The 23831-nt window shown below is 73.6% G+C and carries 22 protein-coding genes; 11 read left to right on the top strand and 11 right to left on the bottom strand.

Annotation, left to right across the window (positions count from 1 at the left end):
- Positions 1-3 precede the first annotated feature (3 nt).
- On the top strand, positions 4-3606 hold the full coding sequence (cobN, locus tag GR130_RS00595) for a cobaltochelatase subunit CobN (RefSeq protein ID WP_159502903.1): 3603 nt from the start codon (positions 4-6) through the stop codon (positions 3604-3606).
- A 79-nt stretch (positions 3607-3685) separates the two neighbouring features.
- Here the strand turns inward: cobN and GR130_RS00600 are convergent, their stop codons facing one another.
- Together GR130_RS00600 and GR130_RS00605 are read right to left on the bottom strand one after the other, a co-directional pair.
- Positions 3686-4933 carry an MFS transporter gene (locus GR130_RS00600; RefSeq protein ID WP_159502904.1) on the bottom strand — a complete coding sequence of 416 codons (1248 nt, stop codon included), beginning with the start codon at positions 4931-4933 and terminating at the stop codon, positions 3686-3688.
- 122 nt (positions 4934-5055) lie between these two features.
- A complete protein-coding gene (locus tag GR130_RS00605; RefSeq protein ID WP_159502905.1) occupies positions 5056-5793 on the bottom strand; it encodes a DUF4097 family beta strand repeat-containing protein in 738 nt (245 codons plus the stop codon).
- Positions 5794-6044: 251 nt separating this feature from the next.
- Between GR130_RS00605 and GR130_RS00610 the strand changes: the two genes are divergently transcribed.
- Positions 6045-6329 (top strand): DUF1876 domain-containing protein, encoded by a 285-nt coding sequence (locus GR130_RS00610; RefSeq protein WP_159502906.1) that lies wholly within the window; start codon positions 6045-6047, stop codon positions 6327-6329.
- Positions 6330-6394: 65 nt separating this feature from the next.
- Here the strand turns inward: GR130_RS00610 and GR130_RS00615 are convergent, their stop codons facing one another.
- From GR130_RS00615 to GR130_RS00630, 4 genes are all read right to left on the bottom strand, one after another.
- Positions 6395-7729, bottom strand: a complete 1335-nt coding sequence (locus tag GR130_RS00615) for an LCP family protein (protein ID WP_159509577.1) — start codon at positions 7727-7729, stop codon at positions 6395-6397.
- A 348-nt stretch (positions 7730-8077) separates the two neighbouring features.
- Positions 8078-8272, bottom strand: coding sequence for a hypothetical protein (locus tag GR130_RS00620; protein ID WP_159502907.1), 195 nt, complete (start codon positions 8270-8272; stop codon positions 8078-8080).
- A gap of 200 nt (positions 8273-8472) precedes the next feature.
- Positions 8473-9438, bottom strand: a complete 966-nt coding sequence (locus GR130_RS00625; RefSeq protein WP_159502908.1) for a M56 family metallopeptidase — start codon at positions 9436-9438, stop codon at positions 8473-8475.
- A gap of 3 nt (positions 9439-9441) precedes the next feature.
- Positions 9442-9942, bottom strand: coding sequence for a BlaI/MecI/CopY family transcriptional regulator (locus tag GR130_RS00630; RefSeq protein WP_159502909.1), 501 nt, complete (start codon positions 9940-9942; stop codon positions 9442-9444).
- 383 nt (positions 9943-10325) lie between these two features.
- Between GR130_RS00630 and GR130_RS00635 the strand changes: the two genes are divergently transcribed.
- On the top strand, positions 10326-10844 hold the full coding sequence (locus GR130_RS00635; RefSeq protein WP_159509579.1) for a TerD family protein: 519 nt from the start codon (positions 10326-10328) through the stop codon (positions 10842-10844).
- Between the two features lie 65 nt (positions 10845-10909).
- On the opposite strand, the gene GR130_RS00640 is transcribed toward GR130_RS00635, so the two are convergent.
- Positions 10910-11362 (bottom strand): tellurite resistance TerB family protein, encoded by a 453-nt coding sequence (locus GR130_RS00640; RefSeq protein ID WP_159509581.1) that lies wholly within the window; start codon positions 11360-11362, stop codon positions 10910-10912.
- Positions 11363-11632: 270 nt separating this feature from the next.
- Here GR130_RS00640 and GR130_RS00645 point away from each other — a divergent pair, with 270 nt between their 5' ends.
- The 4 genes from GR130_RS00645 to GR130_RS00660 all read left to right on the top strand — a co-directional run bounded on the left by GR130_RS00645 (position 11633) and on the right by GR130_RS00660 (position 14096).
- Positions 11633-11860, top strand: a complete 228-nt coding sequence (locus GR130_RS00645; protein WP_236573887.1) for a hypothetical protein — start codon at positions 11633-11635, stop codon at positions 11858-11860.
- Positions 11857-12843 carry an acyl-CoA desaturase gene (locus tag GR130_RS00650; RefSeq protein ID WP_159502911.1) on the top strand — a complete coding sequence of 329 codons (987 nt, stop codon included), beginning with the start codon at positions 11857-11859 and terminating at the stop codon, positions 12841-12843. Before GR130_RS00645 ends, GR130_RS00650 begins: the two co-directional genes overlap by 4 nt.
- The gene (locus GR130_RS00655) at positions 12840-13277 is read left to right on the top strand and encodes a DUF5994 family protein (RefSeq protein WP_159502912.1); all 438 of its coding nucleotides are present in this window, start codon (positions 12840-12842) and stop codon (positions 13275-13277) included. The genes GR130_RS00650 and GR130_RS00655 overlap by 4 nt, the downstream gene beginning before the upstream one ends.
- Before the next feature lie 306 nt (positions 13278-13583).
- The gene (locus tag GR130_RS00660; protein WP_159502913.1) at positions 13584-14096 is read left to right on the top strand and encodes a DUF6344 domain-containing protein; all 513 of its coding nucleotides are present in this window, start codon (positions 13584-13586) and stop codon (positions 14094-14096) included.
- Between the two features lie 377 nt (positions 14097-14473).
- Here GR130_RS00660 and GR130_RS00665 read toward each other — a convergent pair whose 3' ends face one another.
- Genes GR130_RS00665 through fabI form a run of 3 tightly spaced genes read right to left on the bottom strand, consistent with a single transcriptional unit; the run spans position 14474 to position 17220 of the window.
- Entirely contained in the window at positions 14474-15961 is a 1488-nt protein-coding gene (locus GR130_RS00665; protein ID WP_236572626.1) for a class I adenylate-forming enzyme family protein, read from the bottom strand.
- Positions 15958-16443 carry a MaoC family dehydratase gene (locus tag GR130_RS00670; protein WP_159502914.1) on the bottom strand — a complete coding sequence of 162 codons (486 nt, stop codon included), beginning with the start codon at positions 16441-16443 and terminating at the stop codon, positions 15958-15960. The genes GR130_RS00665 and GR130_RS00670 overlap by 4 nt, the downstream gene beginning before the upstream one ends.
- Before the next feature lie 6 nt (positions 16444-16449).
- On the bottom strand, positions 16450-17220 hold the full coding sequence (gene fabI / locus GR130_RS00675) for an enoyl-ACP reductase FabI (protein ID WP_159502915.1): 771 nt from the start codon (positions 17218-17220) through the stop codon (positions 16450-16452).
- Positions 17221-17538: 318 nt separating this feature from the next.
- Between fabI and GR130_RS00680 the strand changes: the two genes are divergently transcribed.
- Together GR130_RS00680 and GR130_RS00685 are read left to right on the top strand one after the other, a co-directional pair.
- Positions 17539-17784 carry an acyl carrier protein gene (locus GR130_RS00680; RefSeq protein WP_159502916.1) on the top strand — a complete coding sequence of 82 codons (246 nt, stop codon included), beginning with the start codon at positions 17539-17541 and terminating at the stop codon, positions 17782-17784.
- A 535-nt stretch (positions 17785-18319) separates the two neighbouring features.
- Positions 18320-18928 carry a 4'-phosphopantetheinyl transferase superfamily protein gene (locus tag GR130_RS00685; protein ID WP_159502917.1) on the top strand — a complete coding sequence of 203 codons (609 nt, stop codon included), beginning with the start codon at positions 18320-18322 and terminating at the stop codon, positions 18926-18928.
- Between the two features lie 27 nt (positions 18929-18955).
- Here GR130_RS00685 and GR130_RS00690 read toward each other — a convergent pair whose 3' ends face one another.
- Positions 18956-20233, bottom strand: a complete 1278-nt coding sequence (locus GR130_RS00690) for a helix-turn-helix transcriptional regulator (protein WP_159502918.1) — start codon at positions 20231-20233, stop codon at positions 18956-18958.
- Positions 20234-20601: 368 nt separating this feature from the next.
- Here GR130_RS00690 and GR130_RS00695 point away from each other — a divergent pair, with 368 nt between their 5' ends.
- Entirely contained in the window at positions 20602-21885 is a 1284-nt protein-coding gene (locus GR130_RS00695; protein ID WP_159502919.1) for an aldehyde dehydrogenase family protein, read from the top strand.
- On the top strand, positions 21882-23621 hold the full coding sequence (locus GR130_RS00700) for a thiamine pyrophosphate-binding protein (RefSeq protein WP_159502920.1): 1740 nt from the start codon (positions 21882-21884) through the stop codon (positions 23619-23621). The genes GR130_RS00695 and GR130_RS00700 overlap by 4 nt, the downstream gene beginning before the upstream one ends.
- The last annotated feature ends 210 nt before the right edge of the window (positions 23622-23831 follow it).

The raw sequence follows: 23831 nt of genomic DNA on the forward strand, positions 1-23831 counted from the left end.
GCCGTGATCCTGCTGCTGTCGACCTCCGACACCGACCTGCTCAGCGCTCGTGCCGCCGCGGGGCCGGTGCCGTACCGGCTCGCCAACCCGGCCCGACTCGACGTCGCCGAACTGCCCGGCCTCCTCGACGGCACCGATCTCGTCGTCGTACGCCTCCTCGGCGGCATCCGCGCCTGGCAGGAGGGGCTCGACGTGCTGCTGGCCGCGGACCAGCACCGCCCGGTCGTCGTCCTCACCGGTGAACAGGCCCCCGACGCCCAGCTCATGGAGGCGTCCACCGTCCCGGTCGGCATCGCGGCCGAGGCGCACGCCTACCTCGCGCACGGCGGCCCGGCCAACCTGGAGCAGCTGGCCCGCTTCCTCAGCGACACCGTCCTGCTCACCGGCCACGGTTTCGAGCCGCCCGCGCCCGCGCCCTCCTGGGGCCGGCTGGAGCGCGCGGCGTGCGACGCCGGCGGCCCGACGGTCGCCGTGCTCTACTACCGCGCCCACCACATGAGCGGCAACACCGCCTTCGTACAAGATCTGTGCGACCGGATCGAGGAGGCCGGCGGCCGTCCGCTCCCGCTCTTCGTCGCCTCGCTGCGCGCCCCCGAGCCGGAGCTGATCGAGGAACTGCGCGCCGCCGACGCGATCGTCACCACCGTGCTGGCCGCGGGCGGCACCAAGCCCGCGGAGGCGTCGGCGGGCGGCGACGACGAGTCCTGGGACGCGGGCGCGCTGGCCGCCCTGGACGTGCCGATCCTCCAGGCGCTGTGCCTGACCGGGTCGCGCGCCGCCTGGGAGGAGAACGACGAGGGGGTGTCCCCGCTCGACGCCGCCTCGCAGATCGCGGTGCCCGAGTTCGACGGGCGGCTGATCACCGTGCCGTTCTCCTTCAAGGAGATCGACGAGGACGGCCTCCCGGTGTACGTCGCCGACCCCGAACGCGCCGCCCGGGTCGCCGGGATCGCCGTCCGGCACGCCCGGCTGCGGCACATCCCGGCCGCCGAGAAGCGCCTGGCGCTGGTGCTGTCCGCGTACCCCACCAAGCACTCCCGGATCGGCAACGCGGTCGGCCTGGACACCCCGGCGAGCGCCGTCGAGCTGCTGCGCCGCCTCCAGGCCGAGGGCTACGACTTCGGCGCCGAGCCGGTCCCCGGGCTCGCGTCCGGCGACGGCGACGAGCTGATCTACGCCCTCATCGAGGCCGGTGGCCACGACCAGGAGTGGCTGACCGAGGAGCAGCTGGCCCGCAACCCGGTCCGGATCCCGGCCGCCGACTACCGCCGCTGGTACGCGACGCTTCCGGAGGAACTCCGCAGCTCCGTCGAGGAGCACTGGGGCCCGCCGCCCGGCGAGATGTTCGTCGACCGCTCCCACAACCCCGACGGCGACATCGTGCTCGCCGCGCTGCGCCGCGGCAATCTGCTGATCCTCATCCAGCCGCCGCGCGGCTTCGGCGAGAACCCGATCGCGATCTACCACGACCCCGATCTGCCGCCCTCGCACCACTACTTGGCGGCCTACCGCTGGATCGCCGCCCCCGCCGCGGACGGCGGCTTCGGCGCCGACGCGATGGTGCACCTCGGCAAGCACGGCAATCTGGAGTGGCTGCCCGGCAAGAACGCCGGACTCTCCGCGGCCTGCGGCCCGGACGCGGCGCTCGGCGACCTCCCGCTCGTCTACCCGTTCCTGGTCAACGACCCGGGCGAGGGCACCCAGGCCAAGCGCCGGGTGCACGCCACCCTCGTCGACCACCTCGTCCCGCCGATGGCCCGCGCGGACTCCTACGGCGACATCGCCCGCCTTGAGCAGCTGCTCGACGAGTACGCCGCGATCTCCTCGATGGACCCGGCCAAGCTGCCCGCCATCCGCGCGCAGATCTGGACGCTGATCCAGGCCGCCAAGCTCGACCACGACCTGGGCATGGACGAACGCCCCGACGACGACGGCTTCGACGACTTCCTGCTGCACGTCGACGGCTGGCTGTGCGAGGTCAAGGACGCCCAGATCCGCGACGGGCTGCACGTCCTGGGCGGTGCGCCGACCGGCGAGGCGCGGGTCAACCTCGTCCTCGCCATCCTGCGCGCCCGGCAGATCTGGGGCGGCACCTCGGCGCTGCCCGGACTGCGCGAGGCACTGGGCCTGGACGAGTCGGCCGCGACCCGGACGGCCGCCGACGACGCCGAGGCCCTCGCCCGCGCGCTGGTCCAGGCGATGGAGGACGCGAAGTGGGACCCGGCCGCGGTGGCCGGGGTCGCCGACGGGCACCCGGCCGCGGTCGCCGACATCCTCGACTTCGCCGCCCGGCAGGTCGTGCCGCGGCTGGCCGCCACCACCGACGAACTCGACCACGCGGTGCACGCGCTCAACGGCGGCTTCGTGCCGGCCGGTCCGTCCGGCTCGCCGCTGCGCGGGCTGGTCAACGTCCTTCCGACGGGCCGCAACTTCTACTCCGTCGACCCCAAGGCCGTGCCGTCGCGCCTCGCCTGGGAGACCGGTCAGGCGCTCGCCGACTCGCTGCTGTCCCGCTACCGCGACGACAACGGCGACTGGCCGGAGTCGGTGGGCCTGTCCCTGTGGGGCACGAGCGCGATGCGCACCTCCGGGGACGATGTGGCGGAGGCGCTGGCGCTGCTCGGGGTCCGCCCCGTGTGGGACGACGCCTCGCGCCGGGTGACCGGCCTGGAGGCCGTCCCGCTCGACGAGCTGGGCCGCCCCCGCATCGACGTCACCCTCCGCATCAGCGGCTTCTTCCGGGACGCGTTCCCGCACGTCATCGGCCTGCTCGACGACGCGGTACGGCTCGCCGCCGGCCTCGACGAGCCCGCCGACCGCAACTTCATCCGGGCCCACGCCCAGGCCGACCTGGCCGCCCACGGCGACGAACGCCGCGCCACCACCCGGATCTTCGGCTCCCGTCCGGGCACGTACGGCGCGGGCCTGCTCCAGCTCATCGACTCCCGCGACTGGCGCACCGACGCGGACCTGGCCGAGGTCTACACCGTCTGGGGCGGCTACGCGTACGGCCGCGGGCTCGAAGGCCGCCCGGCCCGCGACGAGATGGAGACCGCCTACAAGCGCATCGCGGTGGCCGCCAAGAACACCGACACCCGCGAGCACGACATCGCGGACTCCGACGACTACTTCCAGTACCACGGCGGCATGGTCGCCACGGTCAAGGCGCTCAAGGGCAAGGCCCCCGAGGCGTACATCGGCGACTCGACCCGCCCCGAGACGGTCCGCACCAGGACGCTCGTCGAGGAGACCTCCCGGGTCTTCCGCGCCCGGGTCGTCAACCCCCGCTGGATCGAGGCGATGCGTCGCCACGGCTACAAGGGCGCCTTCGAACTCGCCGCAACCGTGGACTACTTGTTCGGCTACGACGCCACGACCGGGGTCGTCGCCGACTGGATGTACGACAAGCTCGCCCAGACCTACGTCCTCGACCCGGAGAACCGCGCCTTCCTCCAGGAGGCCAACCCCTGGGCACTGCACGGCATCGCCGAACGCCTGCTGGAGGCCGAGTCCCGCGGTATGTGGGAGAAGCCCGACGCGGAGACGCTGGCCGCCCTGCGGGACGCCTTCCTGGAGACGGAGGGCGAGCTGGAGGGGGAGGACTGAGGCGCGAAGTGGCGTGACGGGGGCGGCGTTTCACGTGAAACACCGCCCCCGTTCTCCTTCGCGAACCCCGTCCGGGCCCTCAACTCCGCGGCCACTCCAGCTGCTTGGCGCGGTGCACCCACGCCGCCAGGACCACCAGGACCGCGGTCGCGCCGCCCAGCGCCATCACGGTCGACGGCGACGTACGGTCCACGATCATCCCGCCGGCCAGCGCGCCGAGCGACAGCGTCGCCTGGAACGAGGCGGTGAACAGCACCGACGCCGCCTCCGGCGCGGCGGGCGCCGCCTTGGCGAACCAGGTCTGCGAAGCGACCGGTACCGCGCCGTACGCGATGCCCCAGACCACCAGCAGCACCAGCGCACCCCCTTCCCCGCGGCCCAGGACCGGAAGCAGCAGCGTGGCGAGGGCGAGCAGCCCCGCCGCGGCCCCGAAGACGGTGCGCGGGCGGCGCGCCACCATCCCGCCGCCGAGGAAGTTCCCGGCGATTCCCGCGATGCCGTACGCGAGCAGGAAAACGGTGATCAGCCCGGCGGATGCCACGTGGGTGACCTGTTCCAGGAAGGGCGTCACATAGGTGTAGGCGCCGAAGTGCGCGAGCACGACGAGGAAGGTCATCAGCAGCGCGAAACGGGTAGGGACGCCGCGCAGCATGCCGCGCAGCATCGTCGCGCTGGTGGCCCGTACGGCGGGAAGCGACGGGCTCACCAGGGCCATCAGCACCAGCACGCCGAGCGACAGCGCCCCCACGACGGCGCAGGCCGTCCGCCAGCCGGCGAGGTTGCCGAGGAAGGTCCCCGCGGGCACCCCGAGCACCGAGCCCAGCGGCACCGCGGAGAAGATCACCGCGGTCGCCCGGCCCGCCGACTCCGCGGGCACCAGCCGCTCGGCCAGCCCGGCCCCGATCGACCAGAAACCCCCGATGACGATGCCGACCAGCACCCGGGACAGCAGCACCAGCCAGTAGGCCGGTGCGACCGTGGCGAGCAGGTTCGCCAGCGCCAGCAGCGCGAGGAAGGCGCACAGCATCAGCCGCCGGTCGATCCGTGCGGTGGCCACCGTCACCGTCGGCGCGGCGCAGGCGGCCAGCAGCCCGGGGAGCGTCATCATCAGCCCGGCCGTGCCGTCCGAGATGCGGAAGTCGGCCGCGATATCGGTGAGCAGGCCGATCGGCAGGATTTCGGTGGTGACGATGGAGAAGATCCCCAGCATCACCGCGATCACGGCGAGCCAGCCGTTCAGCGGCGAGCGGGCGACGGCCGCGGGTCCTGCGGCTGCGGCTGCGGCTGCGGATTCGGATGCGGTGGCGGTGCGGGCGGCGGTCGGCATGGATTCCGTCCTGGTGAGCGGTCTGTTGCGGTGCTCACCAGTGCAGCAGTCGGCCGCCCCCGAGGTCCGGCAGGTTTACGACGTCGCGGTGCGGCGCCGCCGGGGGCGGAGACGAAGCGGCCTCAGCCGGCGGCCTTCTCGGCGGTGATCTCCCCGTTCGAGGTGGTCAGGTCGAGCCGGTAGCGCCCCGCCGGATCCTGGGTGACGCCGATCTTCTTCGCGCCGTTGTCGGTGTCCGCGGACACCCTGTAGTGGGCGTCCGGCACCGTCACCGCGATCGCGCCGTTGGACGTCTTCGCCCGGACGTCCTGCGGTGTCGTCGTGGTCAGGTCGATCCGGCCGTTCGAGGTCTCGACGGCGGTGCGGCTGCCCGCCAGCCCCTTGCCGGTGACCGCGCCGTTCGTCGTCCGGACGTCCACGGCGCCGGACACCTGGTCCAGGTCGATGCTGCCGGAGCTGGTGGACACCTTCACCGCGCCCACGCTGGACAGCTTCAGCGCGCCGTTGGTGGTCTCGCCGGTGACCGGGACGGTGCCGGGCAGATCGACCGTGTAGCTCACCGAGCACTCGTCGCCGCAGCCGCCGAGCACCAGGGTCCCGCCCTCGACGCGGTGGCTGGGGCCCTGCGGGCGGTCGCCGCGGTAGGTGACCGACCGGTGGACGGAGACCGTGTCGCCGCCCTTGCCGCCGTGCACCGTCACCGCGCCGTCGCGGGTGTCCACCCGGACGGAGGTGATCTTCTGCGACACCGCGGCGTCGTCCGTGAAGGTCGTGCCGGCCACCAGGCTGCACGCACCGACGGTGACCGCCCCGATTCCGACCAGCGCCACGGCCCCGATGAAGCGGACCTGCCTGCGCATGAATACCCCCCGATACGAAATGAGTTGGCCCTCTCCGCGGCGCGTCCCCGGGCGCCGGGCCGAAGCCCGCCGCGCGGGCCCGCTCCCACCGGATCCCGGCCCTTCCCGCGTGACACTACGGACCCGGCCGCCCGCCCGGCCATGGGGCCAGCCCCCCAATTGCCCTGTGGCCAGCCTCCAGATGCGGCTGGTCGGCGCCGGTGCGACGCTGTGTGTGGGGACTGTTCCCAGGGGGCGGAGGGAGGCTTCCGGTGACCGGTACGGGTAGGCGTACGAAGACGTGGAACGCCGAGATCAGCATCGTCGAATCCGGCAGCGAGGTCCAGGCCGAGGCCCGGCTGCGCGGCAAGGAAGGCGGGCAGATCGTCGGCCAGGGAACCGCCAGGTGCAATCCGACGGACGAGAACGTCCCCGCCATCGGGGACGAGCTGGCGACCGCGCGGGCGCTGTCGGACCTGAGCCATCAGCTGCTCAACCGCGCCGCGCACGACATCGAGGTGCACACCTCCCGCCCCGTCGAGCGGCTGCAGGCCTGACGAGCGGTGGGTCACAACGCCGCGCTCCGGCTCGGGCGAGCCGGAGCGCAACTGCGCGGCGGCCGTCAGCTGTTGGCGGTGGTGAAGTCCGGCCCGATGGTCAGCGTCACCGCGCCCGGTGACGCCTGTGCCGACTCCGCGGCCTTGGTGCCCGGCAGCCGGGCGGCCAGCACCTCGCCCTGGGTCTTCAGCGAAGCCGGGTAGCCGATGCTGGTCTTGTCCGTGGTCGGCGCGTTGCCGGTGGCGACGATGGTGAAGCCGAGCTTGCGGAGCTCCTCGGCGGCGGTGGCGGCCCGGCCGGGCGTGCCGGTGCCGTTGAGGACCCGGATCCGGACGGAGTGCGCGGTCACCGGGTTCTTCGCGGCCTCGGCGAACCTGGCCTTCCCGGCGGCGCCGATCTCGCGGTCGTGGGCCAGGTCGCTGAACAGCTCGCTGGCCTGCGGGTACTGCCAGATCACGTTGGCCTTGTCGCTGGGGATGTCCGCCTCGCGCGGATAGGTGGGCACGGTGAGGAAGGTGAGGCGGTCGGAGGGGATGTCCTTGACCGTGGAGGCGAGGTCGTACAGGGGCTTGACGCCGGCCAGATCGTTGTCCGTGGTGAGGGACTTGGTCGCCGAGTCCAGGAAGCCGTAGAGCGCGGTCGGGCTGGTGAGCTGGGACTGGGCCTTGGCCGCGATCGCCTTCATGAACTCCTGCTGGCGGCCGATCCGGCCGAGGTCGGAGCCGTCGCCGACGCTGTAGCGGGTGCGGACGTAGCCGAGCGCCTTCTCGTCCTTGACGGTCTGGCAGCCGGCCTCCATGTCCAGTTGGGCCTTCTTGTCGTGGATGGCGTGCTTGGGGCAGACCTCGATGCCGCCCAGCGCGTCGACCATGCCCTTGAAGCCCTCGAAGTTGACGGAGACGAAGTGGTCGATCCGCAGCCCGGTGTTCTTCTCGAGCGTCTTGATGCTGCACGCCGCGGCGTTGATGACGTTGCCGCTGAGCCCGCCGATCGAGAACGCCTCATTGATCTTGAAGTGGTGCGGGGACGACTGCCCGCCGCCGCCCTTGTCGCACGCCGGGATCCGCACCCAGGAGTCCCGCGGGAAGGACACCGCGGTGGCCCACTTATGGTTCGCCGCGATGTGCAGCACCATCAGGGTGTCCGACTGCATCGTGGTCAGGCCGCTGCCGTACTTGCCGCCGGTGCCCGCCCGGCTGTCCGAGCCGACGACCAGGATGTTCTTGGAGCCGGGGCTGAGGTTGACCGGCCGGTCGCCGCCCAGCGCGCTGCTGACGTCCCCGCCGTGGATGTTGCCGTTCAGGTGCTGGTACACCCACGCGCCCACCCCGGCCGTGCCGAGCAGGACGACGCCGACCACCCCGCCCGTCCAGGCCAGGATCCGGCCGCGCCGGGTCATCCGGGTCTTCCCGGCCTTGCGGCGCTCGGCGCGGGTGCCGCCGTCCGCGGCGGACGCGTCGTCGTCCGCCGCGCGCCGCCCGCTCCCTTCGCCGCTGCCCCGCCGGGCCGTCTGCCTGTGCGTCTGCCTGTCATGCACGCCGATGGCCCTTCTGGTCCTTCTGGAGCTGGTCTTGCTGTACGAGGGGGTGCGCGGAAACGGAGTCGCGCGCGCGTCCGGGGCCGGCCGCGCATCGGGAAAGGAGCGTGTATCTGAGGACGGGCGCGGGTACAGGGGAGGGCGTGGATTCCGTGGCCGCGGCCGGCGGCAGCGGCGATCCGGGGCGGGGCGGACGGCCGTGCGGGCGGCTCAGATTCCGGTGGTGGGCAGGAGCCGTACGGACTCCGGGTCGTAGCGCAGCCACTGCGGGGCGCTGCCGCCGGGCACGGTGCGCAGCAGGCACCACTCGTCGCCCGCGGTATCCGTCCACCAGGCGCTGATCCGGCCCAACTCCCAGGCGCCGTCCCGATATTGGACCTCGACTGGTTGATAGACCCATCGCACCTCCGCCTCTGGAGGCGGGCTGTCCCCGGTCAGGGGTCCGCACCTCGTTGCCATCTCCCCCTCCGGCCACGCCTGTTGCGCATGTCAGGCGCAACCCTACCGGCAACTTCTACAACGCTGTAGAAGTTGACCGCTGTGCTACGGATCACAGACCGGTGTCCGCCGCGTGGCGCGCTGGAGAGTCAGGGATCAGTGTGCCCTCACCAGGGCGTTGCCGCCTTCAGAACGAGGAACAGCGCTACCGCCGAGTTCAGCGAGGACAGCGCGGAGGCCGCCGTACCCGCCGCCGCGACCAGCGCGGCCAGCCCCGCCGGGGTCAGCGCCGGCGGCCAGTTGCGCGCCGGCGGCACCGGTCCGAGCAGCGCCGCCACCCGCCGCGGCACCGGCCCCGGCTCGGGCGCCGCGAACTGCGCCAGCCCCGGATACGGCGCGGGCCGCGCGATCAGCGCCGCCTTTCCCACCGCCCGCGCGGTCAGCCGCCGGTCGCCGACCGCCCGCGCCGCCTCCTCGTCCGCCCAGCGCTCGGTGCTGAAGGCGACCGCCGAACGCAGCGGCAGCAGCAGGGGATTGACGCATCCGGCCAGCCGTACGGCCAGCAGGTAGCGGTGGTGGCGGCAGCGCAGATGTGCGCGCTCATGGGCGAACAGGGCGCGCTGCTCGGCGCCGTTCAGACTGCGCAGCATGCCCCGGGAGACCGCGATCCGGCCGGGCCGGGCGGGCCGCCCCGGCCTCGCGGGCGTGCCGGGCACGGCATAGGCGTACGGATCGTCGTCCGGCAGCACCGCGGGATCGGCGCCGGCCGGCAGCACGTCCAGCGCGCCGTGGGTCCGCGCCCGGATGCGGCGGTCGCGGCGCAGCGCGCTGCCGACCGCGGTGAGCGCGGCGGCCAGCGCGAGGATCGCCGCGGTGCCGGCGATCTCCGCGTGCGGCACCGCGGACCGCACCTCCGGGTCCGACCAGCCGTCCGGCAGCGGATTGCCGGGCAGTTGGGCGGTGCCGACGACCACCAGCAGCCCCAGGCAGAGCGTGCTGCACAGGCCGAGGACCGCGGCGAGCAGGGTCAGCAGGCGGGTGGTGACCCGGGGGGGGAGGTGCTGCTCCGCGAGCCGGGCGATCGGCAGCGTGCTGAGCGGCAGAACGAGCGGCAGGAACACGAAGACGCCCACCGGTCAGCCTCCGCGTGCTTCGTCCGCGGGGTGATCGGGACCCGCTCCGGGACCGGGGGCTGCGTTTCTGCCGTCCGCGCCGTCTTTGCCGTCCTCACCGTCCTCGACGCGGTCCAGGAGGCTGCGCAGCAGTTGCTCGTCGTGTGCCGAGAGCGCGGACACGAAGCTGGTCAGGACGGCGTCCCGGTCCGGTTCGCCGTCCAGCACGCGGCGCATCCGCAGCGCGGCGAGCCCGGCCTCGTCGGCCGCCGGCGTCCAGGCGTACGCCCGGCCGGTCCGCTCGCGGGTGACCGCCCCCTTGGTGTGCAGCCGGGACAGGATCGTCATCACGGTGGTGTACGCGAGGCCGTCGCCGAGCCGGTCCTGGACCCAGGCGGCGGTGACCGGTCCGGGTGCGTGGTGCAGTGCGGCCAGGACCTGGGCCTCCAACTGGCCCTGCCCGCGCCGGGTCCGCTGCCGGCCGGGGCTCTGGCCGAGGGACTCCCCGAAGGGGGTGCCGCCCATCTCGTCGCCTCCCGTCGCACGGGCGTCCCGCGGGCCGGGACACCGGGGCATTTTACGGCGCGGGCCGGTCCCGGCCAGGGCCCGGCGGCCCGGCCGCTGCGCCCGGATCGCGGCGGTTGCGCCGCGCGGCACGGATCCCCGCCACCGACTTCTACACCCCTGTAGTTTTCCTGGACGACCGCCGGAAAACGGGCAACATCAGTCGGTACCGGCACACCACCACGCAAACAGGCAGCATCTGGGACGGAAGCCATGGGAGTCTCGCTGGCCGAGGGAGGCCATGTCTCGCTGTCGAAGTCCCCCGGTCTCGGCTCCTCCCCCCACGCTCGGCTTCGCTCGCGCGGGGGTACCCCCATGCCCGGGAGGTGCCCCCATAGCCCGGCCTGACCGCGGTCTCGGTCGGCCTGGGCTGGGCCGTGCGGACGACCACGGGCGCGGACTACGACCTGGACGCCAGTGCGCTGCTGTGCACCGACGGCGGCAAGGTCGCCTCGGACCGGCACTTCGTCTTCTACGACAACCTCAACAGCCCGGACGGTTCGGTGCGGCACACCGGCGACAACCTGACCGGTGAGGGGGAGGGCGACGACGAGACCATCAACGTCAGCCTCAGCGGCGTCCCGGCCGAGATCACGAAGATCGTCTTCCCGGTCTCCCTCCACGACGCGCAGAGCCGGGGGCAGAGTTTCGGCCAGGTTCGCAACGCGTGCATCCGCGTCGTCAACCAGGCCGGCGGGGTGGAGTCGGCCCGCTACGACCTGACCGAGGACGCCTCGACCGAGACCGCGATGGCCTTCGGCGAGCTCTACCGGAACGGCGGCGAGTGGAAGTTCCGCGCCGTGGGCCAGGGTTACGCCTCCGGGCCGGCGGGCATCGCGGCGGACTTCGGCGTCGACGTCTGAGCCGGTCCGGCCGCGCGGCAGGGGAGCGGGAGCCCGGTGCGGCGCCCGCTCCCTTGTGCGTGCGGTCAGAGGTCGAACTCGGCCGGGGCGATCCCCAGCGCGAAGCACACCTCGCGCACCAGCGCCCGCTCGGTCGCGTCGAAGTCGCCGTCGGCGCCGCCGATGACGATGCCGATCTGGACGACCGCCCGTGCCTCCACCGGCTTCTTCACCTTGCCGACCTCCTGGAGCACCGCGACCCGGCCGAAGTCGAAGTCGGCGGCGAGCTTGTCCAGGTAGCCGTCGAAGCGCCGCTGGAGATCGTCCGCCGGGAAGTTCCGGAGCACCTCGTTGGTGGCGATCAGCTGCGCCACCCGTCGCCGCTCCGAGGCGTCGACGGTGCCGTCCGCGGCGGCCACCAGGGCGCACATCGCCATGCTCGCGTCGCGGAAGGCGCCGCTCTTGAGGTCGTTCTTCTTGGCGACGAGCTGGGTCTGCATCGTCTGCGCGGAATCCTTGATCCGGTCCCACAGCGCCATCTGGCTCTCCTCGACTGGTCGGGCGGACGGCATCCGGAGGCGATGCGCCAGGCACGTGTCAGGCATGCTTCCGGTATGCAATTGGTCATGCGGAAGTAAAACCTACTGTCCCGTGGAAGGTGCGCGGAGGTCGCCCCCTGCCCTCATGCCCCGGTTTGGTGCGGTATGCGGCATCGCTGCGGGGTACCGTGGGAGGCACCGGCGGAATGCGAAGAATGCACCGAAGTGCCGAGAACACCCGGGGCATCCGGGAGTATTCGGGTGAGCACCATGCAGACCTTCTTGACCGTGATCGTGCTGCTGGCCCTGGTCGCGATGGGCGTGCTGTTCATCGCCCGGGTCTACGCCCAGCAGGCCGGACGCCCCAACCCGCACCGCTATGCGCATCTGTGGGAGTCGTTCCAGCATCGGCTCCACAGGCACCCGCACGGCGCCCACCCCGGACCGCATCCGGCGGGCCCGCCGCCGCCCTCCCGGGACACAGGTCACGACCGGTGACCCCGACCGCCGGCCACGTTCCGTCGGCGAAGGAGTACGACGGGACGTCGCCGTTCCCCGATACCGGCCCCGACCCGCGGCCGAGCGGCGGCCGGCGGATGTATGTCACGGTCACCGGCATCATCGTCGTCGCCCCGTTCGTCGGCCTGGCGGTCGCCATCCCGCTGCTGTGGGGCAGCGTCGTCCACCTCACGGACCTGCTGCTGGCCCTTGTCTTCTACGTCGTCACCGGCCTCGGCGTCACCATCGGCTTCCACCGCGGCCTCACCCACGGCAGCTACACCGCGGCGCCCGCGCTGCGCGTGGTGCTCGCCGTCGCCGGATCGCTGAGCTTCCAGGGCGACGTCATCGACTGGGTGGCGACCCACCGCCGCCACCACGCCTTCACCGACCGCCCCGGCGACCCGCACTCCCCCTACCGCTACGGCACCAGCCTGCGCGGTCAGCTCCGGGGACTGGTGCACTCACACATCGGCTGGCTCTTCGGCAACGACCCCACCCCGCACGAGCGCTACGCGCCCGACCTGCTCGCCGACCCCGCCATCCGCGCGGTGGACCGGGCGTTCCCCGCGCTGTGCCTGCTCACCCTGGCCCTGCCGTTCGCCCTGGGCTGGGCCCTCGGTGGCACCTGGGTCACCGCCCTGACCGCCCTGCTGTGGGCCGGCTTCATCCGCATCGCGCTGCTCCACCACGTCACCTGGAGCGTCAACTCGCTCTGCCATGTGATCGGCGACCGGCCGTTCCGCACCCGGCGCCACGACCGGGCGACCAACCTGTGGCCGCTGGCCCTGCTCTCGTTCGGCGAGAGCTGGCACAACCTCCACCACGCCGACCCGACCTGCGCCCGGCACGGTGTCGACCGCGGCCAGATCGATGTGTCCGCCGCGGTCATCCGGCTCTTCGAACGCCTCGGCTGGGTATGGGACGTGCGCTGGCCGGACCCGGCGCGGGTCGCGGCCCGTCGCGTCAGGAGCCCCGTATGACCAGCGCCCCCGGGGGCCGTGCCCCACATCCCGATCCTCCCCGGCACCACGCCCCGCCGCCCGTCGCCCGACTGGCCATCGCGCCGCACAGCGAGGTGACCCGGCGGATCGACGGGGTCTGGTGGCCGCACTCGGCCGACCTGGTCACCGAACTCCCCGAGCTGCTGGCCGCGTTGCCCTTCGACTGGCCGCGGATCACCCATGCCACGGTGAACGGCGCCGGCTGGCCCGCGCTGCCCGGCAGCATCCTGGTCTCCGGCCATGTCGTCCGCCTGCGCCGGACCATCAACCGCTCCGGCCCGGACACCGTCTGCCTGGTCTCCACCGGCGTCGGCCGCTGGGACCTGCTGATCATCCCGCCCACCACCCCGGAGCCCACCGCGGTGCGCATCATGGCGGAGATGTCCCGAAGCGGCGAGCGGACACCGGCCTGAGGCGGTGTGTATCGCGCACCGCGCGGCCCGCAGGACGGGCATACCCCGGGGGCCCACCGCGCGCATCCGCTGACGTCCCGCCCCGCCCGCCCCGAGCCCCCGCAACCGCCCGCGCCGGTCCCGTCCGCACCCCTCAGGCCAGGGGTTTCGCGGGTCCGGCTACTGCGGACGGGTGGTGTTCATCCGAAGAACGCCGATCCGGGGGCGTCGGTCCGTGAATCCTCCCATTGCGTACTCATCATAAGAAAACGCAACAGAAGGAACGCGTGGATCCCCCAATGGGGTCCCGACCGAAAGAGAGGGATCATGGCTGCGAACAAGGTCATGAAGTTCTGGGCGGTGTGCCTGGCCGTCCTCGGCAAACTCCTGGCGTCACTGGGTGTCTCCGCCACGGCCTCGGCGGCCCGCCGGGACGCCGCTGTCTACGAGCGCACCCTGGGCAGCGCGGACCCGGGCCCGACGACCCCCAAGGCGGTGGCCGGCAGCGAGCCGGGTCACGATCCCGGGGCCGTGACGCCTGCCGCGGAACCGGCTCGGCCTCTCGTGCCGGCCGCGCGTACCGCGCCGCGGTACGGCCAGTCCGGCTCGGTCCGGATGATGCGCCCGCTGCCGTCGCTCCCGCCGACCATCAAGCAGCGCATCGGTGCCGAGGCGCACGGAGCCTCGCCCACCTCGCGTACCGCGCGCACCCGCGTCTTCGCCGGCAGCGTGCCGCTGTCCAGCGTTCCCGCCGATGCCGCACTCCACGGCGGCAGCGGTCCGGTCACCCCGCTCATCCCGGCGGCCCGAGGCCGTTCGCACTCCGCCCGTGCCGTCTGATCCGGGCGGACACGTCGCACGCAGGTCAGGACCGCCCGCCGTGGCGGCGGAACGGCGCGTACCACGCGTACCAACTCCGCACCGGAACCGCACCGTTGACGCTCACCGGCAGCGCCGGACGAGCAGCCCGGACGGAACCGGCGAACACCTCGGCACGACGCACGGCAGCACCGACGGCAGCACGCACGGTACGACAGAAGGCAGTACGTACGACAGAACGCAGCACGTACGGTAGAAGCCAGAGCACCACACGCAGCAGTACCCACAGCAGTACCCACAGACTTTGATGTGACGTTGCACAGGACGTCGCGGGCGCGAGGGCAGGACACCGCAGCCATCCGCCGTTTCACGTGAAACGGCCGGCGGCCGGGGTCCGTTCAGCCCCCCGCACCGGGGCCCGGCCCCGGCGCCAGACCCAGGTGCGCACGCAGCGCACGGGTGTCGGTCTTTCCGTTCGCGGTGAGCGGGAAGTGGCCCACGACATGGACGGCGTTGGGCTGTTCGTACTCCGCGAGATGCGGGGCGAGCCGCCGGCGCCAGGTGAGCGGGGCCTCGTCATCGGGGTCCGCGACGACGAAGTGCAGCGCGCTGCCCCGGCGTTGGTCCGGGACGGCCAGTACCTTCACCGGCCGGCCGCAGGCTTCGGCGCGGCGCTCCAGGCTCTCGGGGTAGAGCGTGAAGCCCAGCCGGTGCACGGCCTGGTTGCGGCCCACGACCCGTACGATGCCGTCCGCGTCGACGCTGCCGAGATCGGCCGTCGGATACCAGGCGTCCGGGTCGACCGGTGCCGGCGAGCCGTCGTCCTGGAGGTAGCCCGCCATCAGCCCCGGGGAGCGCACCTCGATGCCGCCGAGTTCGCCGGGCGCGGCAGGAGTGCCGTCGGGGCGCAGCACGCGCAGCCGCACGCCGGGCAGGGGACGCCCGCAGCCGAGTGGTGCGTCGGGGGTGGCCAGCGCGACATTGCCGAGTTCCGTCAGGCCGTAGCCGTCCAGCAGCGGGCGGCCCATCGCCGTGCGGAAGGACTCGGCCAGCGGGGCGGGCAGCGGGGCGCCCCCGACACCCCAGATGCGGACGCCCGCGAGGCCGGCGCGCACCTCGGGGCGGCGGCGCAGCACGCCCAGAAGTGAGTGGTACGTGGACGGTGCGGCGTCGACGGAGGTGGCGCCGTGCGCCGCGGCCTGCTGCACGGCCGCGTCGATCCGCTGGTAGGGCGTGACCAGCAGGGTGCAACGGGCCAGCCACCACAGCAGGATGACGGAGAGCCCGTACTGGTGGGAGAAGGGCAGCAGCGGGGCGAGCACGTCGTCCGTGCGGTAGCCCATGGCCTGGATGGTGCGCCGCGAGTTGTCGAGCACGGCGCGGCCGGGCTTCACCACGCCCTTGGGGCGCCCGGTGGTGCCCGAGGACCAGAGGACGAGCGCGTCGGGCCGGTCGAACCAGCGGGTCAGGTCGACGGCGGCGCCCGGTGGCTGCGGGGCGTCCGCGGCGAGCCGGGGGTAGTGGACGACGCGGTGGGCGGGGAGGCCGGGCAGGGCCGTGGTGGCGTCGGCGGTGACCAGCCGGGCGGCGTGCGCCTGCCGGGCGGCGGCGCCCGCGTCGGCCGCGGAGAGGCGGTGGTCGAGCGGGATGAGGGAGGTGTCGAGGTGCATCAGGGCCAGCAGCGTCACGACGTAGTCGACGCTGTTGTCGCCCTGGACCAGCACCCGCTCGCCGGGCCGGACACCGAGTTCCCGTAAGGCGTGCGCGGCGGCGTGGACCCGGCGGTCGAGGGTGTGGCCTTCCAGGCGGGCGGTGCCGTCGGCGCCGTCGACGAGGCGGGCGGCACCGACCGGAGGGGCGAGCGTGGTGGCGATGGTGTCGGTCATGGGTGCTCCGATCCCGTGGGGTCGAGGGGGTGCCGGTCCGGTCCCCGGGGGACGGCGGCGGGGCACAGCAGCGAGGCGGTCGTGGTGGCCACCCAGGTGCCGTCGGGGGCCAGGAACTCGCTCTCCAGGGTGAGGAGTCGGCGCCCGGCGAGAGGGGTGCTGCCGGTGACGCGGACGGTGGCGTGCAGGGTGTCGCCGGCGTGGACGGGGCGGCCGTGGCGCAGGGTCTGGGCGCGGTGCACGGCGCCGTCGGCGGTGCATCCGGCCCCCTCGCGCAGCAGGCGGTCCTCCGCGTCGGCGGTGAGGGTGGCGAGGTAGCCGGGCGGCGCGACGACGTCAGGGTGGCCGAGGGCGCGGGCGGCGGCCGGGTCGGTGTGCGCGGGGTGCGCGGTGCCGCCGAGCGCCGCGGCGTAGGCGGCCACCCGGGCCCGCTCGATGACGTACGTACGGCGCACGGCCCCGCCCGCCGGTCTCCCGTCCATCGGCGGTCAGTCGCCGATCATGTGGTGGCCGCCGTCCGCGTGCACGATCTCGCCGGTGGTGGCGGGCAGCCAGTCCGACAGCAGCGCCAGGCAGGTCCGGGCGACCGGCTCCGCGTTCTGCGGGTCCCAGCCCAGCGGCGCGCGCCCCGCCCAGCCCTTCTCGAAGGACGGGCCGTCGCCGCCGATACCGCTCGCGGCCAGGGTGCGCAGCGGCCCCGCGGCGACGAGGTTGGCCCGGATGCCCTGGCCGCCGAGGTCGCGCGCCAGATAGCGCGAGCACGCCTCCAGCCCGGCCTTGGCGACGCCCATCCAGTCGTAGCCGGGCCAGGCGCGGGAGGCGTCGAAGTCCACGCCGACGACGGAGGAGCCGGGCCGCAGCAGCGGGCGGCAGGCCCTGGTCAGCGCCACCAGGGAGTACGTGGAGGTGTGCAGCGCCTGGGCGACATCGCTCCAGGGGGCGGTGAGGAAGCCGCCGTCCAGACAGCCGGCGGGGGCGTTGGCGACCGAGTGCAGGACGCCGTCGAGCCCGTCGAGGTGGGCGCCGACCCGGTCGGCGAGGGCGGCGAGCTGCGCCTCGTCGGTGACGTCCAGTTCCACGACGGGGGGTTCCTCCGGCAGCCGGCGGGCGAGCCGGGCCACGAGGGACGGCCGGCCGTAGGCGGTCAGCACGATGCGGGCGCCCTCCCGCTGGGCGAGCCGGGCCACGGCGTAGGCGATCGAGCTCTCCGTGATCACGCCGGTGATCAGCAGCCGCTTTCCGTCGAGCAGACCACTCATCGCTCCTCCGTCTGACTCATCCTGACTCTTTCCCGACCCCGGAGTCACCCGGCGCAACTGAGAACGCGCCCGAATCCAGTGCCATGACAGCAGCCTGACAGGTCGTCAAGCCAATCGTTGACAACTTATCCGACCTCCAGTTGACTACAATAGTCAAGCAGAGTCAAAAGAATGACTGACGCGCGCGGGCCTCGTCGCCGCGCGGCGAGCGCATCCGCGCGCCCGCTCCGGGCGCGGGCCGCCACCGCCCTCCGTACGCACCCCCAGGCCGATGCCCCACACCGTCAAGTCCCCTTCCGCCCAAGAGAGGTGACCGTCATGACACGCGAAGAGATCGTCGCTCAGCTCGCCGAGATCCTGAACGAGGTGGCCGGCGTCGTGCCGACCGAGGTGACCGAGGAGAAGTCCCTGGTCGAAGAACTCGATGTGGACTCCCTGGCGATGGCCGAGGTCATCGTCGTCGCCGAGGAGCGCTTCGGCGTCGAACTCCCCGAAGAGGAGATGAAGGACATGCACACCGTTTTGGACATGGTGATCCGGGTGGAGAAGCGGCTGGCCTCCTGAGCGGGCCCGCCGTCCGCGGTGCTTCGGTCAGGCCGCGCCGGCCCGGCCGGAGTGCCTCTTCCGCGAGGGATGTGAGGAGGGGTCGGTGAATTTCGGGCAACCGCCGGACGGCGCCCGGCCGGTCGTCAAGGCGTGACACGCCGCTGCGCGCCTCGGGTTCAAGTTGGCGAAATCTGGTAATCCCAGTCAGTAAACCGGAGTTGATTCTCAGTCGGCACTTGTTGACTCAGGCATAGACCAGGGTTACCTTGAAGATCGCCTGAGAGTAATTGATAGCGATTCAGTGCCCTGCTTTCCCGGACGCGACCAGGCCGGAGAAAGGAGACAAGGTGCGAGGGGATCTATGCGGGGGGATGAGCCCTTCTGTGGCGCGCATACGCTCGACCGTGCGAACGAATCCGCCGAATCCTCCTGGTGGGAGGGTGGTTGGACGTCGGAACGGCAGGATGAATTAGCCGATGGTCGCCTGCACGTATTCTCGCCGGACGCCGCGGATATTGATCGGCCGGCCGCTTTGGCGGATTTCCTGGCGCGATTGCTGCAATGCTCCGCGGACGATATTTCCCTGACCCGCGACGACTTCGGGCGCCCGGTCTCCGCCGCGCTGCCCGGGTACACCGGCTGGCCCCCCGGCGCCCGCCTCTGCCTCGCCCTCGGCGACGATCCCGGCCGCCGGCTGCTGGCCCTGGTCCGCGACCTCCCGGTGGCCCTCAGCGTCCACACCGTGCCCCGCGGCCCGGTCGGTGAACTGCTGCTCCCCTTCACCGCGCTGGAGCGCGAGTTCGTCCGCCGGGCCCCGGCCGAGCGGCGGGCGCGGCGGCTGGCCCGGCTGTGGACCCGCAAGGAGGCCGCCCTCCGGCTCACCGGCCGAGGCGGACTGGCCACCGCGGACGAGGTCGACGCGCTGGGCGGGGCGCGGGAGGCGGCCGGCACCGTCACCCTGCCGGCCTCCGTGGCGCGGCCCACGGCGGCCGCGTACGGCGGCGGCGCCCGCGCGAGCACCGCGCACGGCGGCCTCGCCTACGTACGGGAGCTGCCGGCCGGGCCGGACCGGGTGGCCTGCGCGGCCACCGCCGCGCCGGTGCCCGGTGTACGGCTCTGGGGGCCGGCCGCCCTGGATTCGCCGCCCGTTCCCGGCAGTTGAGTCGCGGGACGGGGCGGCGCGGCGGCTCTACGGCATGATCACCGCATGCGGGTCCGGCCCCTCGCCGCCGCGTGCGCCGGCGCTCAGTTCGCGCCAGGTCTCCAGCGCAAGCCGGAACGCGCCGGCCTTCTCGTAGCCCGCCGCGGCGGCCTTGAAGCCGTCCTCGGCGGCTGCCGCGTCGCCGGCGGCGCGGTGTGCGCGCGCTCGGTAGAGCGTGCACCGGGCGCGGTCCAGCGGGGACAGCTCACCGGTTTCGAGGTCGATCGCGGCGGCGTGCCCGGCAGCCGCCCCGGGGTCGCCGTGGCGCAGCGCGGCGGCGGTCTCCAGCACGGCGAGCCAGCTCCGCGTGCCGGGCGTGGTGACCAGCGACGCCGCCTGCCGGGCGCGCTCCATGAGGGCGTCCGCGGCGTCCTCGGGGCCCGCGGTGAGCGCCAGCAGCGTACGGGAGCGGGCCAGCCGGAGCCGGAGCCGTACGCCGTCCGTCTCGGCGATCAGCTCGTCCGCCTCGGCGAGGAGCGCCAGCGCCCGGTCGGGGTGGCCGCCCAGATACTGCGCACCGGCCGCCGCCCACAGGGCGCTCGCCCGCAGTTCGCCCGCGGGCAGCGGCGCGACCTCCGCCCGCAGCGGCGCCCCGAGTTCTTCGGCGCGGCCCCACTCGCCGCTGTCCACGGAGGCGGAGAGCAGCGCGACCTGCGCCTGGGCCCGCTCCGGGCGGCCCGGCTCCAGCTCGCCGGTGACCCGTACGGCCTCCTCGGCGAAGCGGACCCCGTCGGAGAGCCGGCCGGCGGTGCGCAGCAGCTGGGCCAGCTCGATGGCGACCCGGGCGTGCAGGACGGGCGCGGAGCGGGTGAGCGGGTCGTCCAACAGCCGGCGCAGCGCCGCCTCGTGGCGGGCGGGATCGTCGAGCCGGCCGAGGACCGTGGCCAGCTCCCAGCGCGCCTCCCAGCGGACCTCGTCCTGGTCGGCGCCGTCGGCCTGCTCCACCACGGACTCCAGCTGGCGCAGCGCCGCGGACCAGTCGCCGGCCAGCTGGCTGGCCCGGGCGGCGACCAACTGGCCCACCAGGCCGAGGCGTTGGGCGAGCCGGTCGGCGGGCTGCTCGGTGGCGCTCAGCGCCTCGACGGTGGTGCCCAGGCGCTGCGCGATGGACCGCGCGATCTTGGTGCCGGGGATCCTGCGGCCGTTCTCGACCAATGAGACGTAGCTGGGGGAGAGGTCGTCGCCGGCGAGATCCCCCTGGGACAGACCCTGAGCGCGCCGGACCTCCCGCACTCGCTTCCCGAAGGCAGGCTGCTCAATCGTCAAGAAAATCGCTCGCAGTTGAGTTGGGGGGACGGACGGTGACGGTCGGTGGACGGCGTTACGCGGTGTGGTGACGGTGAGTCTACTCACCGGGCCGTGGCGCGGTGCGGCCTGTGGACGGCCCGGCGTGGGCCGGACGGGCGTCCGGCCGTGGCATCCGGGGCCACCAGTGAGTCATTTTTTGTCATGGAGATGTTAGGGCGGTGCTCTCCCTGGTCGGCGCGCAGGTGCTGGGAAGGGGTGGTTGTGGTGGGGGTTCCGCTGCGCGACCTGTTGTCATGTTCTCTCGTTGCCGGCAATGACTCTGCTTGACAATAAATGACAATTGGCTGACGCTGACCCTCCATGGACTACGCCCCGAGGAGGGACACATGAGCTCCGCTCCCGCATGGCCGACCGTGGCCGCCGAGCCGAAGGAGGACGACCGCACCGAAGGCCGTGGTGAGGGCGGTGCCGAAGGCGGCAGCGCGCGCCTGCGGGCGGCGGCGTTACGCCGGGTCCGGGACTTCCTGGCGGCGGACGGCGGCGTCGTGCACGAGCTGCTGTGCGAGATCTCCACCCACCGCGCCGCGCGCTACGAGATCGAGTCGACCATCGCCACCCTCGACGGGGCCCTGGACGAGGTGGCCGCCCACCGGCCCGGCCGGGTGCCGCGGCTCGCCGCGTTCATGCCGTCGAACGTCATCCTCTACTCCTACGCCCTCTACCTCCTCGTCCCCGCGCTCTACACCGACGAGCTGGTCTTCCGCCCCTCCAGCCGGGTCAAGGACCAGATGCGGCGGCTGCACGCGCTGCTCGCCGAGCGGCACCGGCTGCCGATCACCCTCAGCGGCGCCAGCCAGCGGGAGTTCCTGCGGGAGGAGGTGCTGCCCGCCGACGTCGTGGTGTTCACCGGCGCCTACCGCAACGCCGAGCAGATCCGCGGCCAGCTCTCCCCCGGGCAGCTCTTCCTCTTCCTCGGATCGGGCGTCAACCCGTTCGTCGTCGCCCCCGGGGCCGATGTCGCGCAGGCCGCCCGGGACGCGATCGCCATCCGGGTGCTGAACACCGGTCAGGACTGCCTGGGCCCCGATCTGTTCACGGTCCACGAGTCGCTGCTCGGCCCGTTCGTGGACGCCCTCGTCGGCGAGCTGAAGGGGCTGCGCTACGGCCCGTACTCCGACCCGGACGCCGACTTCGGGCCGATCTTCTACGAGGACGCGTTGGAGGAGGCGGCCCAGTTCCTCGCCCGCAACCGGGCCGGCATCGTGCACGGCGGGCATGTCGACTTCCGCACCCGGCGGGTAGACCCCACGGTCGTCGTCGGCGAGGAGGTGAGCCCGCGCACGCACGTACCGGAGTTCTTCGCGCCGATCTTCAACGTGGCCGGCTACCGCGACCAGGACGCCCTGGCCGCGACCCTGACCACCGGCATGTTCACCGAACGCGCCCTGGGCTCCAGCGTCTACGGCGACGCCCCCGAACTGGTCGCGGCGCTGCGCCGGCGGACCACCGTCACCGTCGACACCACGCTGCTGTCCATCGACAACGGCAACGCGCCCTTCGGCGGCTACGGCCGGATGGCCAACTACATCTCCGACGGCCAGGAGCTGCGCGCCGAGCCGGTGCTGATCTCGCAGGCCGTCGCCGCGCACCGCCCGGGAGCCGCCCGGTGACCCCGCGGACCTACCCCAGCGCCTGGGCGGCCGTCGCCGACCACCTGCGCCACCTGGGCACCGGCGCGGTGTTCGGGCTCCCCGGGGACGACATGGCGCCGCTCGGTGAACTGGAGCGTGCCGACACCTCCGTCGTCCTCTGCCGGGACCAGCGCAACGCCGTCTTCATGGCGACCGGTTACGCGCTCGCCGCCGGCCGCCCCGGGGTGTGCGTGATCGGCAAGGGCCCGGCGCTGACCAATGCGCTCACCGGCGTCCTGGAGGCGCGCTCGGCCGCCGCCCCGCTGCTCCTGATCGCCGACGGCACCCGGCTCGACCGGCTCGGCACCGGCGCGTTCCAGGAGCTGGACCAGCTCACCGCGGTCCGCCCGTACGTCAAGTGGGCGGCCCGCGTCGACGAGCCCGACCGGCTGCCCGGCACCCTGGAGAAGGCCGTCGCGCTCGCCGTCAACGGCACCCCCGGCCCGGTCTACGTCGAACTCGCCGAACAGCTGGCGGACCGGCCGGTGACCCGTACCGGGCCCTGGCGCAACGCCGCGCCGCAACGGTTGGCGCCCGACCCCGACGCGCTGGCCGCCACCGCGCGCCGGATCGCCGCGGCCCGGCGCCCGCTGCTGCTGGTCGGCGGCGGCGCCCGGCACCGCAACACCGGCCGCCGGATCGAGCGGCTGGCCGAGCGGCTGGGCGCGGGCGTCTTCTGCACCGCCTCGGGCCGCGGCGCGGTCGCCGAGGACCATCCCCTGTACTGCGGCGTCAGCGGCCTGTACACGGTCGCTCCCGCGGACGCGCTGTGGCGCGAGGCGGATCTGGTCGTCGCGCTGGGCAGCCGGCTGGAGGAGACCGCGACGTTCGGCTGGCCGGACGCGGAGGCGGGTGAACCACCCGTCGTCCAGGCCGTATTGGGCGAGGACGGGCTGTCCATGGAGCGGCCCGGGGCGTACGTCCTCGGGGACGCCGGGCGGATCGTCGACGGCTGGCACGACCTGCTCGCCGGCCACGAGGCGGGCACCGGGTGGCCGGACCGGGTCCGGGAGGTACGGGCCGGACTGGCCCGGCGGGCCGCGGACCGCGCCGCCGAGGCGGAGCAGGCGGCGCCCGAGGGCACCGTGCCGGTGGCGCGGGTGCTGTCCTCCCTGGACCGCGCGGTCCCCGCGGACCGGGTGCTCGTCCAGGAGAACGGCCTCCAGGACATGTGGTCCTACTACTTCCCCCACTGGACGCTCGGTGCGGGCGGCGGGTCGGTGGTGCCCAGCGAGCAGACACCGCTGGGCTTCGGCGCCGCCGCCGCTGTCGGCGTCCGGCTTGCCGGGCCCGCCGGGCGCCCCGTGGTGGCGCTGGTCGGCGACGGCGCGTTCCACCTCTTCCGGGCCGAGCTGCCGTCCGTCGCCGACGCACGGGTCGCCGTCCTCTACGTCGTGCTCGACAACGGGGGCTACGGCTGGCTCCAGTCCAACCTGGACCGGGTCTCCGGCGCGGGCTCGCGGTTCGCCTTCACCGCGGCGCGCCCCACGGGCACCGAGGGCCTGGCTGCCGCGTACGGGCTGGGCTACCGGCGGGTGACCGACGCCGACGCGCTGGACGCGGCGCTGGCCGCCGCCTGGCAGGAGGTCGCCGGCGGTACCGCCTCGGTGGTGGAGGTGGCGGTCTCGCTGGCCGACACCCCGCCGGGGATGGCCGGTTCGGCGGGCGACTTCCCGGAGCGGGAGGGCGCCGAGGAGGATCCGCACGGCGGGTGAGCGCGGCGGCGGGCGCCGCCGGGAGCGTGCGCCCGCCGCGACCGCCGTGCTGTGGCCCGGCGGTGTACGTCGTCCACGTCGTACACCGCCGGGCCTTGTGCGTGCCCCGCCCCTGCCGGCCACGGGGGAAGCCGGACGGGGGCGGGGCACGTCTTCTTCGTACGGAGGGGGCCGCGCCGCGGCGTGCCGGGGGTGGTTGCCGCCGCTCCG

Source organism: Streptomyces sp. GS7, assembly GCF_009834125.1.
Classification (GTDB): Bacteria; Actinomycetota; Actinomycetes; order Streptomycetales; family Streptomycetaceae; genus Streptomyces.

What these genes read in the sequence shown, in the direction of transcription:
- GR130_RS00615 (WP_159509577.1), bottom strand. Translation starts at nt 7,729, where the DNA reads ATGACCCGGCGCGGCCGGATCCTGGCCTGGACGGGCGGGGTGGTCGGC.
- GR130_RS00640 (WP_159509581.1), bottom strand. Translation starts at nt 11,362, where the DNA reads ATGGCGCTGTGGGACCGGATCAAGGATTCCGCGCAGACGATGCAGACC.
- GR130_RS00670 (WP_159502914.1), bottom strand. Translation starts at nt 16,443, where the DNA reads ATGGACGGGAGACCGGCGGGCGGGGCCGTGCGCCGTACGTACGTCATC.
- GR130_RS00695 (WP_159502919.1), top strand. Translation starts at nt 20,602, where the DNA reads ATGAGCTCCGCTCCCGCATGGCCGACCGTGGCCGCCGAGCCGAAGGAG.
- GR130_RS00680 (WP_159502916.1), top strand. Translation starts at nt 17,539, where the DNA reads ATGACACGCGAAGAGATCGTCGCTCAGCTCGCCGAGATCCTGAACGAG.
- GR130_RS00645 (WP_236573887.1), top strand. Translation starts at nt 11,633, where the DNA reads ATGCAGACCTTCTTGACCGTGATCGTGCTGCTGGCCCTGGTCGCGATG.
- GR130_RS00665 (WP_236572626.1), bottom strand. Translation starts at nt 15,961, where the DNA reads ATGACCGACACCATCGCCACCACGCTCGCCCCTCCGGTCGGTGCCGCC.
- GR130_RS00600 (WP_159502904.1), bottom strand. Translation starts at nt 4,933, where the DNA reads ATGCCGACCGCCGCCCGCACCGCCACCGCATCCGAATCCGCAGCCGCA.
- GR130_RS00630 (WP_159502909.1), bottom strand. Translation starts at nt 9,942, where the DNA reads ATGGGCGGCACCCCCTTCGGGGAGTCCCTCGGCCAGAGCCCCGGCCGG.
- GR130_RS00655 (WP_159502912.1), top strand. Translation starts at nt 12,840, where the DNA reads ATGACCAGCGCCCCCGGGGGCCGTGCCCCACATCCCGATCCTCCCCGG.
- GR130_RS00605 (WP_159502905.1), bottom strand. Translation starts at nt 5,793, where the DNA reads ATGCGCAGGCAGGTCCGCTTCATCGGGGCCGTGGCGCTGGTCGGAATC.
- fabI (WP_159502915.1), bottom strand. Translation starts at nt 17,220, where the DNA reads ATGAGTGGTCTGCTCGACGGAAAGCGGCTGCTGATCACCGGCGTGATC.
- GR130_RS00660 (WP_159502913.1), top strand. Translation starts at nt 13,584, where the DNA reads ATGGCTGCGAACAAGGTCATGAAGTTCTGGGCGGTGTGCCTGGCCGTC.